At 54.4% G+C, this 17,436-nt stretch carries 13 protein-coding genes; 11 read left to right on the plus strand and 2 right to left on the minus strand.

Features of this window, described 5'->3' with window-relative positions; all coding sequences use genetic code 11:
* The first annotated feature begins 69 nt into the window (after positions 1-69).
* The 8 genes from M6D81_RS23650 (at position 70) to M6D81_RS23685 (ending at position 9,248) form a co-directional block, all read left to right on the plus strand.
* Positions 70-1,014 carry an ABC transporter ATP-binding protein gene (locus M6D81_RS23650; RefSeq protein WP_262679619.1) on the plus strand — a complete coding sequence of 315 codons (945 nt, stop codon included), beginning with the start codon at positions 70-72 and terminating at the stop codon, positions 1,012-1,014.
* Positions 986-1,678, plus strand: coding sequence for an ABC transporter permease (locus M6D81_RS23655; RefSeq protein ID WP_262679620.1), 693 nt, complete (start codon positions 986-988; stop codon positions 1,676-1,678). Before M6D81_RS23650 ends, M6D81_RS23655 begins: the two co-directional genes overlap by 29 nt.
* A 160-nt stretch (positions 1,679-1,838) precedes the next feature.
* The gene (locus tag M6D81_RS23660; RefSeq protein ID WP_262679621.1) at positions 1,839-3,047 is read left to right on the plus strand and encodes a type III polyketide synthase; all 1,209 of its coding nucleotides are present in this window, start codon (positions 1,839-1,841) and stop codon (positions 3,045-3,047) included.
* Positions 3,040-3,777, plus strand: a complete 738-nt coding sequence (locus tag M6D81_RS23665) for a methyltransferase domain-containing protein (protein ID WP_262679622.1) — start codon at positions 3,040-3,042, stop codon at positions 3,775-3,777. The genes M6D81_RS23660 and M6D81_RS23665 overlap by 8 nt, the downstream gene beginning before the upstream one ends.
* Complete coding sequence (locus M6D81_RS23670; RefSeq protein ID WP_262679623.1) at positions 3,761-4,963, plus strand: NAD(P)/FAD-dependent oxidoreductase; 1,203 nt, start codon at positions 3,761-3,763, stop codon at positions 4,961-4,963. The genes M6D81_RS23665 and M6D81_RS23670 overlap by 17 nt, the downstream gene beginning before the upstream one ends.
* A 284-nt stretch (positions 4,964-5,247) precedes the next feature.
* Positions 5,248-7,056: a glycoside hydrolase family 30 protein gene (locus M6D81_RS23675; protein WP_262679624.1), complete on the plus strand. Its 1,809-nt coding sequence runs from the start codon at positions 5,248-5,250 to the stop codon at positions 7,054-7,056.
* A gap of 689 nt (positions 7,057-7,745) precedes the next feature.
* On the plus strand, positions 7,746-8,615 hold the full coding sequence (locus M6D81_RS23680; protein WP_262679625.1) for a VOC family protein: 870 nt from the start codon (positions 7,746-7,748) through the stop codon (positions 8,613-8,615).
* 9 nt (positions 8,616-8,624) lie between these two features.
* The gene (locus M6D81_RS23685) at positions 8,625-9,248 is read left to right on the plus strand and encodes a nitroreductase family protein (RefSeq protein ID WP_262679626.1); all 624 of its coding nucleotides are present in this window, start codon (positions 8,625-8,627) and stop codon (positions 9,246-9,248) included.
* A 456-nt stretch (positions 9,249-9,704) separates the two neighbouring features.
* On the opposite strand, the gene M6D81_RS23690 is transcribed toward M6D81_RS23685, so the two are convergent.
* Positions 9,705-10,304, minus strand: coding sequence for a TetR/AcrR family transcriptional regulator (locus M6D81_RS23690; protein WP_262679627.1), 600 nt, complete (start codon positions 10,302-10,304; stop codon positions 9,705-9,707).
* 118 nt (positions 10,305-10,422) lie between these two features.
* Here M6D81_RS23690 and M6D81_RS23695 point away from each other — a divergent pair, with 118 nt between their 5' ends.
* A complete protein-coding gene (locus M6D81_RS23695) occupies positions 10,423-10,965 on the plus strand; it encodes a hypothetical protein (protein WP_262679628.1) in 543 nt (180 codons plus the stop codon).
* Positions 10,966-11,085: 120 nt separating this feature from the next.
* Complete coding sequence (locus tag M6D81_RS23700; RefSeq protein WP_262679629.1) at positions 11,086-11,520, plus strand: hypothetical protein; 435 nt, start codon at positions 11,086-11,088, stop codon at positions 11,518-11,520.
* 102 nt (positions 11,521-11,622) lie between these two features.
* Here M6D81_RS23700 and M6D81_RS23705 read toward each other — a convergent pair whose 3' ends face one another.
* Positions 11,623-12,282, minus strand: coding sequence for an SIMPL domain-containing protein (locus tag M6D81_RS23705; protein WP_262679631.1), 660 nt, complete (start codon positions 12,280-12,282; stop codon positions 11,623-11,625).
* A gap of 471 nt (positions 12,283-12,753) precedes the next feature.
* Here M6D81_RS23705 and M6D81_RS23710 point away from each other — a divergent pair, with 471 nt between their 5' ends.
* Positions 12,754-17,118, plus strand: coding sequence for a lamin tail domain-containing protein (locus M6D81_RS23710; protein WP_262679633.1), 4,365 nt, complete (start codon positions 12,754-12,756; stop codon positions 17,116-17,118).
* Positions 17,119-17,436: the final 318 nt, after the last annotated feature.

A 17,436-nucleotide genomic window follows, 5' to 3' on the forward strand; every position in this document is an offset into this window, starting at 1 on the left:
CCGAAACAAAAAAGAGAACGGTGGGCCTTACAATGGCAATATAGCGATGAAACAAAGGGAGGCCATAGCATGTCGGATGTCATTCGAACGAGGCTGATAAGTAAAACCTACGGATCGGCGGATGTGGTGAGCAACGTCACGATGCATATACAAAGCGGAGAAATCTACGGATTCCTGGGTCCTAACGGCGCCGGCAAATCCACGATTATGAAGATGCTTCTGAATCTGGTAAAGCCAACTGGCGGTGAAATTGAGCTGTTCGGGGAGCGTCTGCTGCCCGGCGACATTGAACCGTTGAAGCGGATCGGCCATATGATCGAGAATCCCATCTTCTATGAGAAGTTGACGGCGGAGCAGAATCTGGAGCTGCACGGCGAGTATATGGGCAGCTACAATAAGGCGATGATGAAGGAAGCGCTGGAGCTGGTACAGCTCCATGGCGTCGAGAACAAGCCGGTGAAGCAATTCTCGCTCGGGATGAAGCAGCGGCTGGGCATCGCCAGAGCGATATCGACCCGTCCGGAGCTGCTGCTGCTGGATGAGCCCATTAACGGTCTGGACCCGTCCGGCATTGCGGAGATGCGGACACTGTTCCGCAGGCTGCGCGATGAATACGGGATGACGCTGCTCATTTCCAGCCATATTTTATCCGAGATTGAACAGGTGGCCGACAAGATCGGGGTCATTAACCGCGGGCGGCTGGTGAAGGAAGTGACGATGGACGAGATTCGGGGATCGAGACCCGATTATGTGGAACTGACGACGCCGGACGTGCGGAAGGCTGTATATGTATTGGAGGAAACGCTCGGCATCCGCAACTTCAAGGTGATGGGCGAGCGCATGCTGCGCATCTATGACTGGAAGGGGACGCAGGAGGAGCTGTCCAAGGCGCTCATCATGAACGATGTGTCGATTACTTCCATCGACCGGAAGGCGCATACGTTGGAAGAATACTTCATCTCTCTGATTAAAGGGGGCGATCAGCATGCTGCATCTTATCAAGCTGGAGCTTAAGAAGGGCAAGATGATCAGTTATGTGTGGGGATCGCTCATCGCTTACGCGCTCATTGCGGCCTTCTTCTTCTTGATGTACTTTGTGGAGGCGCCCAGCGGGGATGAACCGGTATTTACCAGCTATGGGGATATGTTCAGTCTCGTCGATACGATCGGGCGTGCGACGTTCATCGTGTACGCTTCCGTCATGCTGTCCAAGCTGATCATCTCCGAATTCCGGGACAAGACGATGACGCTGATGTTCGCTTATCCCATTAGCCGCAAAAAGATCATATTCGCGAAGCTGGCGATGGTGTTCAGCTGGACGTTCGTGAATCTTATTATTCTCAATGTGTTGCTTGGAGCGCTGGTCGTCGCCGTGAACACAAATGTCGGTTATGTGGACGATGTGGTGACGACCGAGCTGCTGCAGAAGCAGGGCTTGAACGTGCTGATGCAATCGTTCGGCGCCGCAGGGATGAGTTTGCTGCCGCTTGCCTTCGGCATGCGTTCCAAATCGGTGGCCACGACCGTCGTCTCGTCCATCTTGATCGTCGCAGTTGTCGTCTCCAACAGCAACGGGTTCAGCTTGAGCCAAATTATCGCGGTGCCGTTATCGCTGGGTATATTGGGTATATTGCTTACTTATTTCTCCTTCCGCAAGGTAGATTACGTGGATGTATAATCGGGAAGCCGTCCTGTCACGATCGCAATGGCGATGCAGGACGGCTTTCTTCTGTTGCAGGCGCTCATAATTCCAGTTTCTCGCGAATAGACTGGTGGTAGCTAGAGGCTTGTCTCGATCTTGCCTTGAGCGAGAATTCGCAGGAAGAGGGATGCTGGCGATGATAGAGAGGAAACTGACGGAAGAGCGGATGAAGGGAACGGCCATTAAGGGGATAGGCACCGCAGTGCCGTTCGCCAGAATGGATCAGGAGGACACCTCCGCCAGATTGACGGAAGCATTGTCCCGCGCAGGCGAGCAGCATTCGGCGCGCTGGGCGAAGCGCATATTCAAGCAATGCGGGGTTCAGACCCGTTATACATGCGAGCCGAATCTGTTGGAGCCGGCAGAGACCTGCCGCTACTTCCCCAGCAAGGATTCGCAGGGGACTGTGCCGACGACGGCCGAGCGCATGTCGCTATACAAGGAGGCTTCCGTGCCGTTAGGCGTGGAAGCTGCGCGTTCCGCTCTGCAGGACAGCGGATTGGCTCCCGGCGATATTACGCATCTGATTACAGTCAGCTGCACGGGGCAGTTCCTGCCCGGCCTCGATGCGTCGCTCGTCTGGGAGCTGGGGCTGAGTACGAATGTGACGAGAATTCCGTTAACATTCCTTGGCTGTGCGGCGGGGTTGAAGGCGGTGTGCGTGGCCAGACAACTCATGGAAGGGCGATCGGACGCACATGCCTTAATCGTCTGCGTAGAGCTGTGCACGCTTCACATCCAGCCTTCGGGCGGCAAGGAAGAGCTGTACGGCGCTTCCTTCTTCGGCGATGGCGCCTCCGCTTGCGTAGTGGGCGAAGTGGATGCAGAGAGCGGGGATTGCTTCCTGCTGGGCAAGGAGCATACCGTGCTGCTGCCGGATTGCCGGGACGAGATGGTATGGGAAGTAGGCGATCGCGGCTTCGATCTCTACTTGTCTCCCTCGATCCCGGGGCTGATTGGCCGGATTATTCCTGGCGAGGTGGAGCGGCTGATCGGGGCGCAAGCTCAAGGCGCCGCCCTTCCCGAGCTGTGGGCGATTCATCCGGGAGGGAAGGGAATCGTGGACAACCTGCAGGACGTATTCCAACTGAGTGACGAGCAGACTTCTGCCAGTCGCTCTATTCTGCGTCATTACGGCAATATGTCTTCGGCTACAATTCTGTTCGTGCTTGCCGAGATGAGAAGGCAGCTTCGGTCGCACGACGCGCCGCAGCGGCGGAGCGGGCTGGCGCTCGCCTTCGGACCCGGCATTACGGCCGAGCTGCTGGAGATCTCATATGCTCCGGCTTCCGCTGATCGCAATGCTGCTGCCTCCGCCGATTGCCGGGAGGGCAGCTATGCTTGAGGGGCCATGGCTTCGCCATCGCGCCGAGGCCGATGAGCTGATGGATGATCTCGCAAGCGGGGGGGAGGAACTGCGGGAGGCCCATGCTCATCTTCGCAGATTGAACAAGCTGTTCGCCGCATCAGCGCCTACACTGTATGGCGTGAATCGGCTATGGCGGAAAGCCGGCTGTCCCGACGAGCTGTCCATACTGGATGTAGGCGCCGGATCGGGCGATGTGAATCGGCGATTGCTGGGCTGGGGCGCCGAGCATGGGGTACGAATGCGCATTATGCTATTGGATGTGACGGAAGAGGCATGCGAGGAAGCCGCTCTGTATTACAAGGACGAGCCTCGTGTGGAAGTAAGAAGGGGCGATGTGCTGAAGCTCCCTGGAGGCTGTGCCGATATCGTGACCGGTACGCAGTTCCTCCATCACTTCCAGGGCGAGCGGCTTCATGAAGTGGTCGGCAGCATGGTGCGTGCATCGCGTTATGGCGTGGTTATTAACGATATTCACCGGCACTGGCTGGCTTGGATTGCCGTATGGCTGGCTGCGCGCCTGCTGTCGCGCAACCGCTACATTCGTCATGACGGCCCGCTATCGGTGGCCAAGGGCTTCCGCTCCTCTGACTGGCATTCTCTTGAGAATGCGGCTGGGGAAGGGGAACTCCGCTATTGCTGGCGCCCCCTGTTCCGTTACGCAGTCATGATCCGGAAGGGCGGCGACGGTTATGCGGACGGATTATGACGCCTTGGTGCTCGGCGCCGGCGTAGCAGGCAGCAGTATGGCGGCGATGCTCGCGGCTCAAGGCTGGTCAACGGCGCTAATGGACAGGCAGCGTTTCCCCAAGCACAAGGTATGCGGGGAATTTCTGTCGCCGGAGTCGCGGCTGATGCTGTCGGCTATGGGGCTGACGGAGAAGGTGGAGTCGCTTGAGCCGCATGTCATCTCCCGTATTTCATTATTTCTGGCCAGGGGCGGGCCGATTGAGCTGCCTCTGCCGGGAACCGCTATCGGGGTTAGCCGGCATAGACTGGATGCAGCGCTGCAGCGACATGCCGCTGCGGAAGGGGCACTCCTTCTGCAAGGGGGGACTGTCACGGCTGTCATCCCCTATGAGCATGGCTATATTGTTCATGTGAGGCAAGGCGGAGAGGTGATCGAGGTCACGGCCCGCATCGTTGTGGCTGCCTGGGGCGCTGGCGGACAAGGGCGTCTATTTGGGCGATATGACAATCAAGTCGAAGGCGGAGGCAGGCGCAAGCAGCGTTCCGTCTTGGCGCATGAACGCAGCTCGGTTGGGGTGAAGTCGCATTTTGTATGGCCTCGAAGTACAGACTCGCCGGGTGATGCGGTGGAGCTGTACTTCTTCCCGGGAGGCTATCTGGGCATTAACGGAATCGAATGCGGACGATGCAATGTGGCGGCACTGCTGGACAGAGAGGACATCCCGCGAAGTCATACTACTGTTGAGGGAATGCTTAAGGAGGCTGCAAGCCGGAATGCCGCTTTGCAGAGACGAATGCGGGACGCTCAGCTTGTTCAGGGAACGGAAGCGGCAGTCGCCCCGGTTCGGATTGGCAAGCATCCCGCGCCATGGCGCAACATTCCCCATATTGGAGACGCCATTGGACGCATTCCTCCGCTATGCGGCGACGGCATGTCGATGGGCTTGCGATCGGCGCAGCTATGCGCTGCATACGCTCATCGCTATCTGGCGGGGGAATGGACGTATGAGCAATGGCGCATGGCGTATACCCGGGCAATCAGTTCGCAATTCAGCGGCCCGCTGAGGTGGGGCAAGGCTGTCGAAGGCATGCTGCGCCATCCGGCCGCTTCGCGGCTCCTTCCGGGATTGGCCAAGCTTGCTCCCCGGCTTGCATGCAAATTCGTAGAAGCTACCCGGCTGCGGATTTCGTCACTATCAGAGTAAATCGGTCCTTCTCATGGAAGCCGTCCTGTCATAATCGCTATGGCGATGTGCAGGGCGGCTTTCTGCTGTTGCGGGACTCTTTCTGACGAGCGAATGGAGGGCAATCGCTGTCAATGTACAATTATTCATAATGATTGTCCATTGCACATTGGTACTCGCTCGCGATGTGGTTCAGCTATGCAATTGTCTCTATACCGCTTCTCTTCCCGCTATGGTACATATAGGTCAGGTTCAGACTTTGTCATGGCTACATCCCAATATGGAACGGGAAAGGTGGAATGCCAGTGTTGACAGCAAAGCTGAGAAGAGGAATGGCAGGAGGAGTACTTGCGTGCGCGCTGTTTATGGGCTCGCATGGGGGCCAGCAAGCGCATGCCGCAACGAATGTCACAATCGATTGGAACGATGTGTTGCAGGAGATTGACGGCTTCGGCGTGTCGCAGGCGGATTGGTCGAATGCGATCTACGACTTGAATGAACCGGAGCGGAGTGAGGTGATGGATCACTTGTTCCGGGAGGACACCGGCATCGGTCTGTCGATCTTCAGAGGGGAATTGTTCGCAGCATTCAACCCGGCTCCAGGCCAGTACGACTTCGGTGCGCGTCCCGATCAAGTGTGGATTATGCAGCAAGCCGCAGCCAGAGGAGTAGATAAGATCATGACGACAACGTGGAGTCCTCCCGCCTGGATGAAGACGAATAATTCCACCACGAACGGCGGATTCCTGAAGACGGAGAATTACGACGATTATGCGGCGCTGATGGCGAAATTCATTAAGGAGTACGAGCAGCAATACGGCATCGATCTGTATGCCGTCTCGATAGCGAACGAGCCCAATTCCATGACGTTCCTGTCCTGGGACTCCAGCGAATGGAATTCGACTCACTTCATGGTCTTTATTAAAAATCATCTGAAAGCAGCGATGATCGCAGAAGGCGTTCAGGATACGAAGGTGATCGCCGGCGAGTCCTCATGGTGGTCGGAGGATCTGATCAAGGATGCGCTGAACGATACCGGCTCGGAAGAGCGCATCGATATTGTGGCAGGGCATAATTATCCGATTCCGATCCTGAACGTGGAGATGCCGCCTGATCCGTTCGATACAGCGGTCTCCTACGGCAAGAAGGTATGGATGACGGAAGTGTCCCATGTGAACAATTATGACCCCGGCATCACTTCCGGACTGAAATTCGCCCGTCAGATGCATACGTTCCTGACCCGCACAGGCGTGAATGCGTGGCTGTACTGGACCGGCGCGATACCGGGCGACAACGATGAGGGCCTTATTAATGTGAATCTGAATGACAGCACATACAACTTGACCAAGAGGTTCTATGCAATCGGCAATTACAGCAAGTTCATCAGGCCGGGTTATGAGCGCATCGGCATGCCGGCCAATCCCAAGAGCGGGCTGTTCACCTCGGCTTACCGCAATCCGGCTACAGGCGAATTCACGATCGTCGCCATCAATGACAGCGATACGACAGCCGAGCTGAACATGACGCCAAGCGGCTTCGCGGCAGGCAGTCTCACCCCGTATACGACGAATGCGAGCGTAAGCCTTGCCGAAGGCAACCCCGTGCTGATGTCCGGCGGCAGCTTCGAGACGCTGATTCCTCCGCGCAGCGTAGTGACATTTGTCGGCCAGAACGGCTCCCCCGCCCCTGCTCCGCTCACGACGCTGACCGATCCGCTGGATAACTGGAATTATACAAGCTCGCATACTAGCGGTCTTATGCTGGATGCCACGAACAGCCAATACTTCAGCGGGGATACTTCGAGAGTGAAGCGGTCGGCTTCCGGAACGGAGAGCTTCATCTATGCGATACCCGATATGCGAGACTTCCGCGCAACATTATATCATTACAACAACTGGAATGGAGTCGCGTTCTATACGTCGCCGGACGGAGTGAGTTGGACGCCCGTCACGCATGTGAGTACGCCCGGCGTTCATATGGGCAGCCAGTGGTACAGGAAGATATACGCGCCTCAGCACCTGCTGCCGGCAGGGAGCGGCTACTTGAAGGTCGAGCTGAGCGGTTCCGATTCATGGGAGAAGCAAGTGTCGCAGATGGTCATTGCGTCGGGATAGGTCTTTTGTTATAGTAGCAAAGCATATTTCAACGCTAAGCCCTTTCGATTCGGGGGCTTGGCGTTTTTTTTATTGTTATGGAAATGCTGCTCTAGTCCCAACTGTAGGCAACTAAGGTGGAATGGGAAGTGGCGCAGGGGCGGAACGGTTGCCACAGCGCTTAATTGGCTCGAAATGGGCGTATTTACTGGCTAACGGGTGCCTTGGAGCTTATGAAGCCCGGAAAATGCACTGTCGGGCATCACGGCGAGAAATAGGCTTCATGGCGCCCGTTACAGCAAAAAAGTGGGATTTGAGCTGCAATAAGCTCGATGACAACCGTAAAAGCGGCAAACGGAGCATTCGAAATCGAATGGAGCATCCGAAATCGAATGGAGCATCCGAAATCGAACGGCGAACGTAATGGCCGAAACGTGAACGGGGAAGCCTGTTACCCTGCAACCTTAAATGTGATTAGCAGGATCATATGTCTGAGGTGAAGGAAGGGAATATAGTGGAGAAAGTTAGCGTTGCATGATGGATTTCAATTCAGAGCATGCTAGATGTGAAGCGTCTAATCGCATGATGCGGTGTGGCGCTTTTTTTCTTTTTAAAAAAGTTCAACAACATACTTGACGATAGTTGTATTTGAATATATACTTAATTACAAATAGTAAGTAACATTAAATTTAGGTTTGAGGTGATGAATCGTGTCGGCTAAGCTGCATCCCGGAATTGCGTTGGGCGAGGTTGAACTGAGGGTAAGCGATCTGCAGCGCTCAATTCAATTCTATAAGGACATTATCGGTCTTCAGGTGTTGCAACAGGATGCGGACAGTGTCCGGCTGACGGCAGATGGCCGGAAAACGTTAGTCGTATTGCAAGCCGTTCCGAACGCAACCGTAACGCCTCCCAGATCGTTCAGCGGCTTGTATCACTTCGCCATATTGCTGCCTGACCGGAAGCATCTCGCGGTGACGGCGCGGCATCTGATGGAGCGAGGCGTCGCCATTGGCCAGGCGGATCATGCCGTTAGCGAGGCGCTGTACTTGTCGGACCCGGATCACAACGGCATTGAAATTTATCGCGACAGGCCGAGATCCGAATGGAAATATGACGATCAAGGCGGTCTGAAGATGGGTACGGATCCGATTCATTGGGAAAGCTTATTGGAAGAGGCGAATGGGCAACAGTGGGAAGGACTTCCTTCCGGCACGACGATCGGCCATGTCCATCTTCATGTGGGAGATATGGCTGAGGCGCGACGCTACTTCTGTGACGCAGTTGGCTTTTCCGTAGAAGCGGACATGATGAGAAGCATGGGTGCTCTGTTCGTTGCGGCGGGCGGCTACCATCACCATCTCGGATTGAATATTTGGGCAGGCGTGCATGCACCGCCTGTTCCGGACCATGCGACGGGCATTTCTTCCTTTACGATTTTGTTCCCGGATGATGCGGCGCTGAAGGAAACCGTCGAGCGGTTGCAGCGCATGGATGTCCATGTGGAGCCGTTCGGGGACGGGGACGGTTGGATGGCAAGCAGCCCATGGCGTATCGCGATCAAGTTATCCGTACAATAATACATTTTGATGGAGGGATTTTTAGTAATGGAGAAGCAAAAAGATTTTTACACAGCGGTAGAAGGAAGACGTTCGATATACGCGATTAGCAATGAGCAGGTTATCTCGGATGAGAAGCTTCATGAAATCATTAATCATGCCGTCAAGCATACGCCATCTGCGTTCAACTCGCAGACCGCTCGCGTCGTAGTTCTGCTGGGCGACCATCACAAGAAGTTGTGGAGCATGACAACGGATGCGTTGAAGGCAATTGTGCCTGCGGATAATTTCGAATCGACACAGCAGAAGATGGATATGTTCGGTGCGGGATACGGCACAGTGCTGTTCTTCGAGGACGAGGATGTCGTGAAGGGATTGCAGGAGCAGTTCGCTCTCTATGCCGACAACTTCCCGATCTGGTCGCAGCAATCCAGCGGCATGCATCAATTCGTGGTGTGGACGGCTCTGGAGCTGGAGGGCTACGGCGCAACGCTGCAGCACTATAATCCACTCATTGACGATGCGGTGAAAGCGGAATGGAGCATCCCGGCCAACTGGAAGCTGATCGCGCAAATGCCTTTCGGCAAGCCGGTAGCGCCAGCTGGCGTGAAGGAATTCAAGCCGCTTGAAGATCGCGTGAAGTACTTTAAGTAAGCTGCTTCAGATTCGCATTGGCAGTTCTAAGGCTGCACATAGACCCTGCCGGATGAAGGAGGCGTTTCGTCTCTTCATCCGGGCAGGGTTTTTATTTTTAATGATATAAATTATAAAGTTCAAGTTGAATAACAGAAGCAAGAGGAACGACTTGTGCGAGCTGAAATAGTGTAGGAATCCTACACTAGAGTGCCGAAAAGGGGCTTGCGAGCTGAAATAGTGTATGAATCCTACACTGGAGCGCCGAAAAGGGGCTTGCGAGCTGAAATAGTGTAGGAATCCTACACTAGAGTGCCGAGAAGGGGCTTGCGAGCTGAAATAGTGTAGGAATCCTACACTAGAGTGCCGAGAAGGGGCTTGCGAGCTGAAATAGTGTAGGAATCCTACACTAGAGTGCCGAAAAGGGGGCGTGCGCAGCAAGAGAGCGGGACGCCGCTAGGCGTTTTTCTTAATCCATTATGAGAAGGACTCTTCCGTACAGATAGATTTCATATGATAAGCAACCAAGTTTTCAATTTGCTCATAACTTACTCGTTTCGTATCCAGAAATGCGTGCAGCGCTATGCCATCAATGAGAGCGTATAACCGTTCTATCTCCAGTTCACAGTCAAGCTCAGGTCGTAGTACTCCTGACTCCTTCATGCTGCGAACCATACGTCCCACCAGATCCAGAATACCATCGTGCTGCGCGTCAAATACAGTGCCGTTGCTTCTATAATGGGCTGTGAATGCGAACCACACCTCCATTTCCGCCAGCTTGTTGTCATCTGTAGGCAATAGCTCCAGCAATATTCGCAGCACCTTTTGAAACAGCGGTATGTCTAAGTTGATCAGCTCCGTAACACGGGCAGTCGCTCGCTCCTTGACCAGCCTCATAGAGTAGTCGATCAGGTCATCTTGCGTTGAGAAATAATGTCGCAAAGCGCCAAGCGACAATCCCGATTCACGGGCAACATTTCGAACGGTCGCTCCTTTCATGCCCATCTGTCTTATGACACGTAAAGCCGCCTCGGCAATAAGTAATCTTCTTTGATCATGATCTACGATTTTCGTCATGTTTCCATTGTAGCAAAGCTTCCCCTTGCACACAATGAGATAATACAGTTGTATTATATTGGCGCAGGTGATATACTTTTCTCGATTAAAATAATACAGCTGTATTATGGGGGGTCTTATGAATTTTGTTGCCTGGATGATTGTCGCATGCGAGATTGCTTTCTGGGTTGTTATCGTAACAGGTTTGATAACACGGTACCTGCTGCGCAAGGAACGATTAGGATTCCTTCTGCTTGCGCTTACTCCACTAATTGATGTAGTCTTGCTTGCCATTACAGGCCTTGACCTGTATCGTGGTGCTGTTGCAACATCCGCGCATGCGATTTCTGCTGTATATATCGGTGTATCCATCGTGTTCGGCAAGAGCATAATTGCGTGGGCAGATGAACGATTCCGCTACTATATCGTCAAGCAAGGCGATAAACCGATGAGACGATATGGCTATGACTATGCGCGGCAATATTTGAAGAGCTGGCTTAAGCATGTTCTTGCCTACGCAATTGGCATAGCCTGTCTGTTCGGACTCACATACCTCGTTCAGGAGCCGGAAAGAAGTGCAGCGCTAACGAGTACGATACACTGGTGGACACGGATATTGGGCATCGATCTGTTAATCGCCATCGCCTATTTTATTTGGCCCAAAAAAGCGCCTGTCCATTGAAAACGGATGACTGCTGACACTTAATAGTGGTCCATCACAAATTACCTGAAGGGAATAGATGCGATATCGACTAGCCGATTATTTCCTGAAAGGACTGATTTTATGAGAAATTCAGCGTGTATGACTAAAGCGATGTATAGGATTGGCTATGCGGCAAGGTGGAGTATTACGATTATGATGGCGATCTCACTGCTTGGATGCAGCGGTTGGCCAGGGGACAGGAGCAGCTCCGCGACCAAAAGCGGTACCGTGAAGTACGTCATTGAGAGTGATGCACCTACTGCGGAACGTGTCTCTGTCAAATTGACAACACGTGACGGTACTGACTCGCGAGAAGAAGCCGACATAGCGCTTCCCTATATTCTTGAGCTCCCGGTTAACTATAATAAACCATTCAACTTCAAGTCCGCTGAAATTTCAGCGGCAGCATCCGCTTCGGCCAGTTTCATTACCTGCCGCATCTTCTACGATGACAACAAAATGGCCGAGAGTACTGCCAAAGGCAATGCTCCATCTGTAAGCTGCCAAGGCGACAAATGGCCCTTGCGCAAATAGGCGGCTTAACAGCTTAGCGCTTTGTTCACATTGTACGATTCCTACCCATAATCGCGAACCGAAAATAGCTTGAAAAGGGCGAAATATCGCCCCTGGCTGCAATTAAGCATATACGTACCATACACGAACGGCGGCATTGTAGGTTAGCTGGCCCGGTTGAATGGAGGGGCCGGCACCTTCCATAGCCATACTGGCTTTGAAGAGGACGGGAGGCGCAGAGTCCGTTAGCTCCTGAATTTGGCAGGGGATGGAGGATAATGACAAGCCTTGCGACTCCGCAATCGTCATTGCTTTCGCTTCTGCATTTTTCATAGCTGCCGCAAGGGCGCTTTGCTGCACTTGCTCGGTATCGCGGTTGACGAACGTAATGTCGGATACAGAGTTTGCTCCATTGGTAACAGCCTCGTCAATGACACGTCCTATCTGTTCCAGATCATCCAGTGTAATGCGCAACAGATGCGTTACTTTGTAGCCTGTGAATATTTGCTGTCCATCCTTGTAGTCGTATTGAGGCTGGATGGAGTAAGTAACCGTCTGAATTTGTTCTTGCGGTATGTGCTGTGCTTGCAATCCCTGTTGAATCGCCGCAATAGCGGCATCGTTTTTCTCTTGCAGTTCTTTGAGTGAATCGCCTTCTGTGACGGTACCTAGCACGATGACGGCTCTGTCGGGAGCTGCAGAAGCAATTCCTTCCCCCGTAACTTCAATGGTGAATGAGCGATCTCTCTCAAGAGTGCGGTCTGTATGTATGCTATTCGTCATAATCGTTCTCCCCTTCCAATTGGAGTAAAGTGAGTTGAAGCGCCGAAATTGTGCGCGCGAGCCAAACTAGTGTATGCTGCCAACACTGGAGCGCCGGCCATCTGCCGAGAAGGCTGAATCCTCCAGTCTACTCTATGCCCATTGTAGCATACTCATTCTGTTCAAGCCGCTGCTTCGCAAGGGGGAGTCAGGGGTGTTTTGAGCCAATAGGGACGAAGCGTCTTTACAAGTTCTCCATATTCCGTTTACACAGTCATGACATTCACCGGTTACAGTTGTAGTAACAACTGCATCGGACAATCGGGTCGAGACGATGAGAAAACCCTGTTTGATACGAAAGCGGCGCCTTCATTCGCGCTATAGCTGCTCGTTCAATCAGGGTTTTCTTTTTTTTTGTTGACTCGCAAGCTGGAACCGGCAAGTTCGCTTCGCAGTTATCCGTTCATTACAGCGCAATCGGGAGGGGAAGAAGTGTCTAGATCGAGAGGGAAAGAAGTGTCGAGACCGGGAGGGAAAGTAGTGTCGAGACCGGGAGGGAAAGTAGTGTCTGCAAAGGTAAAGAAATGGACAGTGCGCATGCTTCTTGCAGCAATGGCGACGACGCAGCTGACGGCAATCGGGCTTGAGGGCCAAGCGTATGCCGCTACGGCAAATGCAACTGCAGCTCAGTCAGCCACTGAATTGATGATTACCGAGATTGTTCCAGCTTCAAGCGGTCAGGGTCAGCCTTATGAGTATGTGGAAATCTACAATACGACGGGCGGCGACATCTCCCTGAACAATTACAAGCTTCAATATTACACCAGCAGCATGGAGCAGCCAGCCAATGAATGGGGCATTGCCAATGTGACTGTTCCGGCGGGCGATGCGATGGTGCTGTGGTTGATCAAGAAAGATTACGCAGATGTGACGCTGCCTGACTTCAATAGCCACTACAGCGTCAATCTGGCGCCGGATGAAGTGTTCCAGGTGATGCTGACGACTTCCAAGCAAGGGCTGCACGATAGCAGCATGCGGAAAGTAGCGATAGCTGGACCGGACGGAACGGTCGTCAGCGCTGCATTCATTAACGATGGAGAAGCGGACGGCATCGCCGATCGCAGCGTAATCTATACGGCGAGCGAGTCGGCGGAGGTGACGAGGCTTCGCAATAACGAGCTTCCGACTCCGGGTGCGCTCATTGAAGGTCAACTGCCGGCCGATCCCACTGACCCGCCGATCGATCCTCCCGTCGATCCCCCGGTAGAGCCGGCAGAACCGCCGATGCTGCTTATTACCGAGCTTATTCCCAATACGGCGAATTACGCAGGTCTTGATGCATTCGAATATGTCGAGCTTTACAATGCGGAGAGTACGCCGGTCAACTTGCAAGGGTTCACCGTCAGCTCCGGCAGCTGGAGTGTGAAGATCGAGCAGCCGCTCCTGATGGCACCTTGGGAGACGATGGTATTCTGGACGAGAAGGGCGGAGGTTGCGCCTCTGGGGAAGGATGCCTTCAACAGCTATTATTTCACTTCTCACAAGAGCGAGTACTTGGAGGACAGCGAGCTCCAAATCTTCGGGAATATCGGTGGACTGGTGAATAGCGGCACGCAGACGGTGCGCGTGACGGACGCATCCGGCGAAGACGTCGCGGTGGCGGAGTATAGCGCTGAGCTTGTGGCGGACGGCAAGACGATCGTCTATCAGTATCCTGAAGAGGGAAGCGTGGAGATGCGGCTCATGAACGGCCTCCAGCCGGCGACGCCGGGTAGCTTGGTTCCGGGACAGGCGCCTGCCAGAGATGTCCTTAATCCGATGCCGCCGGCGACTCCGGAGGATGCGGTCGCCTTCGCGGGCGATGGTACGGCAAGCATCAGCTGGAAGGGGAATGCGGAAGGTGATATTGACCATTACAATATTTATAAGAACGGGCAGCTTGCCACGACTGTTGCGGCGTCCACCTACTCCTACACGGCTTACGCTCTGACAGGCGGCGTCGACTACGGCTTTCAGGTAAGCGCCGTGAATACGTCGGATAAGGAGTCTGAGCTTACGGCTCCGCTCATCGTTACTCCCGGACACGAGAAGCTTACCGTTAGCGAGCGGGCCTTATGGACCGAGCCTGAGCAGTATGCGTCCACTTGGGCGATAAGCGAACCCGGCCCTGTCATTCCCGGGCTGGAGGAGTGGGTCGTACCGCAAGGCATCGCATACGATGAAGGCCGCGATTGGCTGCTGACGGTGTCTTATCTGGATGACGGACGGCCGGGATCGCTGGCGGTGCTGAATGCATCCACGGAGCAGCTCGTGAAGTCGCTGTCGCTGTATGAGGAAGACAGTTCGCCTTACCTGGGACATGCCGGAGGCATTGCCGTTACCGGAGAATCGCTGTGGATGGCGTCCGAGACGTATCTGTACCGGATGCTCATGTCGGATGTCGAGGCAGCTATGCACGGAGGAAAAGTGAAGTTCCAGGAGCGCATTCCGCTGCCGGTGCAGGCCGCATTCGTCACCTATAAGGACGGCGTGCTGTGGGCTGGCGAATTCTATGAAGCGAAGGCATATCCGACTGATCCTTCTCACCACCTGACGAATCGGGATAACGAGACGCAGTACGCATGGATGGCGGGGTATCGCGTGGATGAGACGACAGGCGAGCTGTCCGCCGATAGCCGGAACGGCGATTCCGAGGCTGCAGCTACACCTCAATACTTGATGTCCATTACGGGCAAGGTGCAGGGAGCGGCGATTGGCGAGTCGACGATCTACCTGAGTACGTCTTATGGCCGTGGCAATGACAGCGTCTTGTACCGGTATGACAATCCGCTGCAGGAAGAGCCTCATGCGACGGTAGAGGTGAACGGACAATCGGTGCCGCTATGGTTCCTGGACGGACAATCGGCGAAGGCGGACAATGCGATTCTGGTGACGGTGCCGATGGCGGAGGGCATCGCGTTGGCAGGGGATGAGCTGTATCTGCTGCTGGAATCCGGGGCGAACAAATACCGCTACACGACATCGTTCATCGTAGACCGCTTGCTGAAGCTGGATACGCTCGCTTGGGACGGTCGTGAACCGGAGCAGCCGGGCAAGGATGTGCCGAACGTGCGCATCTCGCAGTTCATGTACAACGCGCCGGGCTCTGACGACGGCAAGGAATATATCGTCATCCGCAATTACGGCGATACGGCTATCGATATCGGCGGATACCGGCTCGGAGACGGCATTCAGCAAGACGGAGGCGAAGGCATGGCGGAATTCCCTGCCGGGACAGTCATTGGGCCGGGACAGGAGCTGATTGTCAGTCAATCCGCAGCTGCATTCAAGGAAGCTTACGGAGAGTCTGCGCAATTCGAATTCCCGTGGTATGGCGGATTCAGCTTGGAGGACGATGCGTCCGTTCCGGATATGCTGAATAGCGATTGGTCGACCGGCATGGTGCAGTTGGCCAATGGCGGCGACGAGCTGCTGCTGATGAACGCGGAAGGCGACGTTGTGGATTTCGTTCCCTATCTGAAAGACGTTACTTACAGGGGTGTATATTACAAAGGAGTCACGGTTGCAGCGGATGGGGACGGCAACAGCATTCAGCGGATTGCTCATACGGGAGACGCTTCGGCGGACTTCCAGGCAGGTCAGCCGGTGTTCCAGGGCGACTATGAACAGCCGGAGCCCGAACAACCGGAGCCGGAGCAGCCGGAGACGCCTTCGACTGGCGGCGGAACGGGCGGGTCGGACGGGGAGAAGGATTCCGAACGTTACGAGCCAACGCTTCAACAGCTGAAAGATTCTGACGGAAAGCTTGAGCTGCAGGAAGACAAGACTGTCCTGATGCTGTCTGCCGATACAGCCGCATGGCTATCCCTGAAGCAGTTGAAGCTGCTGGGTAACGGTTGGGAAGCGACTCTGCCGGCTGACTTGCTGCACGATGCAGTATCGGAGCTGACAGAGGAGCAGAGGAAGAAGGGACGCTTCGAGCTCGCTTATCGGACGATACCGGCGGAGGAAGCGGCACAAGGACTTCATACTCATTCTTCCATCCATGTGTCAGCGGCAGGAGAGGCGATAGAGCTTGGTCTGGCACTGGTCGATGGGGAAGGGGAGCGTACGAAGCTGGATGCGCTGAGCGATGCCGCCTTGGTGGAGCTGCGCTTGTCCCTGCAGTCCGATATCGATCCTTGGCTTGCGGGTGTCTATCGTATTCAAGAAGATGGGTCTTACACGTACCTGCAAGGCAAGCTGTCTGACGGCGGCATCACAGTACGAGTCGCCGAGCTGGGACGTTACGCGGTGCTGGCGTATGACAAAGCTTATCGCGATGTGCCGCAATCGCACTGGGCGCACGAGACGATTCGGCGATTAAGCGCGAAGCATATCGTCACCGGCAAGAGCGAGCATGCGTTCAAGCCGCAGGATGCCATCACGAGAGCGGAATTCGCAGCGCTGCTGACAAGAATGCTGGGGCTTCAAGCGGAAGGGCAAGCGCCGTTCCGGGATGTGGCGGCAGACGACTGGCATGCGGATGCGATTGCGGCTGCCTATGAAGCCGGGCTGATCCAGGGATTGACGCCGGATCAGTTCAAGCCGGAGGAGATACTGACGAGAGAGCAGATGGCGGTGCTGCTGGTGCGGGCATACGAGCATCTCGCAGGCAAGGCTTCCGGTGACGGAGCAAGCACGATGTTCACCGACAGCGACGAGATCAGCGGCTGGGCCGAAGCCGAGCTGAACAAAGCCGTGGCGCTTCAACTGATCAATGGCCGTTCGGAGAACAAGCTGGCGCCTCAAGGCATCTCCACACGTGCGGAGAGTGCTCAAGCGCTATACAATCTTGTTGTGAAATTGAATATTTAACACTCGTCTTACAATTCGTTGATATTGCAGTAACAGTGTCGCGATATAGTAAAGGTACGAAATACGAATAAGCTTGCGGGTTGAGAATATGAGAAAACCCTTGTCTGGAAAGAGATCGATATGCGGCATTCGCATGCCTTCAAGCTGCGGATTGTCTCGGATTTCATCTGCTCCAACAAGGTGTTTTCTCTTTTTGTCGTCCCGTATTTTGCATTCATTAGGTTAACACTGGTATGGGCTGCCTTGTCCGTAGATAGGATAGCGCGCTGACGATCAAGCGAGTCGGATGCCATGTTATATATTCAAAAAGCTACTTAA

The sequence above is a fragment of the Paenibacillus sp. J5C2022 genome (assembly GCF_025567625.1).
Taxonomy (GTDB): domain Bacteria; phylum Bacillota; class Bacilli; order Paenibacillales; family Paenibacillaceae; genus Pristimantibacillus.

What these genes read in the sequence shown, in the direction of transcription:
- M6D81_RS23650 (WP_262679619.1), top strand. Translation starts at nt 70, where the DNA reads ATGTCGGATGTCATTCGAACGAGGCTGATAAGTAAAACCTACGGATCG.
- M6D81_RS23655 (WP_262679620.1), top strand. Translation starts at nt 986, where the DNA reads ATGCTGCATCTTATCAAGCTGGAGCTTAAGAAGGGCAAGATGATCAGT.
- M6D81_RS23660 (WP_262679621.1), top strand. Translation starts at nt 1,839, where the DNA reads ATGATAGAGAGGAAACTGACGGAAGAGCGGATGAAGGGAACGGCCATT.
- M6D81_RS23665 (WP_262679622.1), top strand. Translation starts at nt 3,040, where the DNA reads ATGCTTGAGGGGCCATGGCTTCGCCATCGCGCCGAGGCCGATGAGCTG.
- M6D81_RS23670 (WP_262679623.1), top strand. Translation starts at nt 3,761, where the DNA reads ATGCGGACGGATTATGACGCCTTGGTGCTCGGCGCCGGCGTAGCAGGC.
- M6D81_RS23685 (WP_262679626.1), top strand. Translation starts at nt 8,625, where the DNA reads ATGGAGGGATTTTTAGTAATGGAGAAGCAAAAAGATTTTTACACAGCG.
- M6D81_RS23690 (WP_262679627.1), bottom strand. Translation starts at nt 10,304, where the DNA reads ATGACGAAAATCGTAGATCATGATCAAAGAAGATTACTTATTGCCGAG.
- M6D81_RS23695 (WP_262679628.1), top strand. Translation starts at nt 10,423, where the DNA reads ATGAATTTTGTTGCCTGGATGATTGTCGCATGCGAGATTGCTTTCTGG.
- M6D81_RS23700 (WP_262679629.1), top strand. Translation starts at nt 11,086, where the DNA reads ATGACTAAAGCGATGTATAGGATTGGCTATGCGGCAAGGTGGAGTATT.
- M6D81_RS23705 (WP_262679631.1), bottom strand. Translation starts at nt 12,282, where the DNA reads ATGACGAATAGCATACATACAGACCGCACTCTTGAGAGAGATCGCTCA.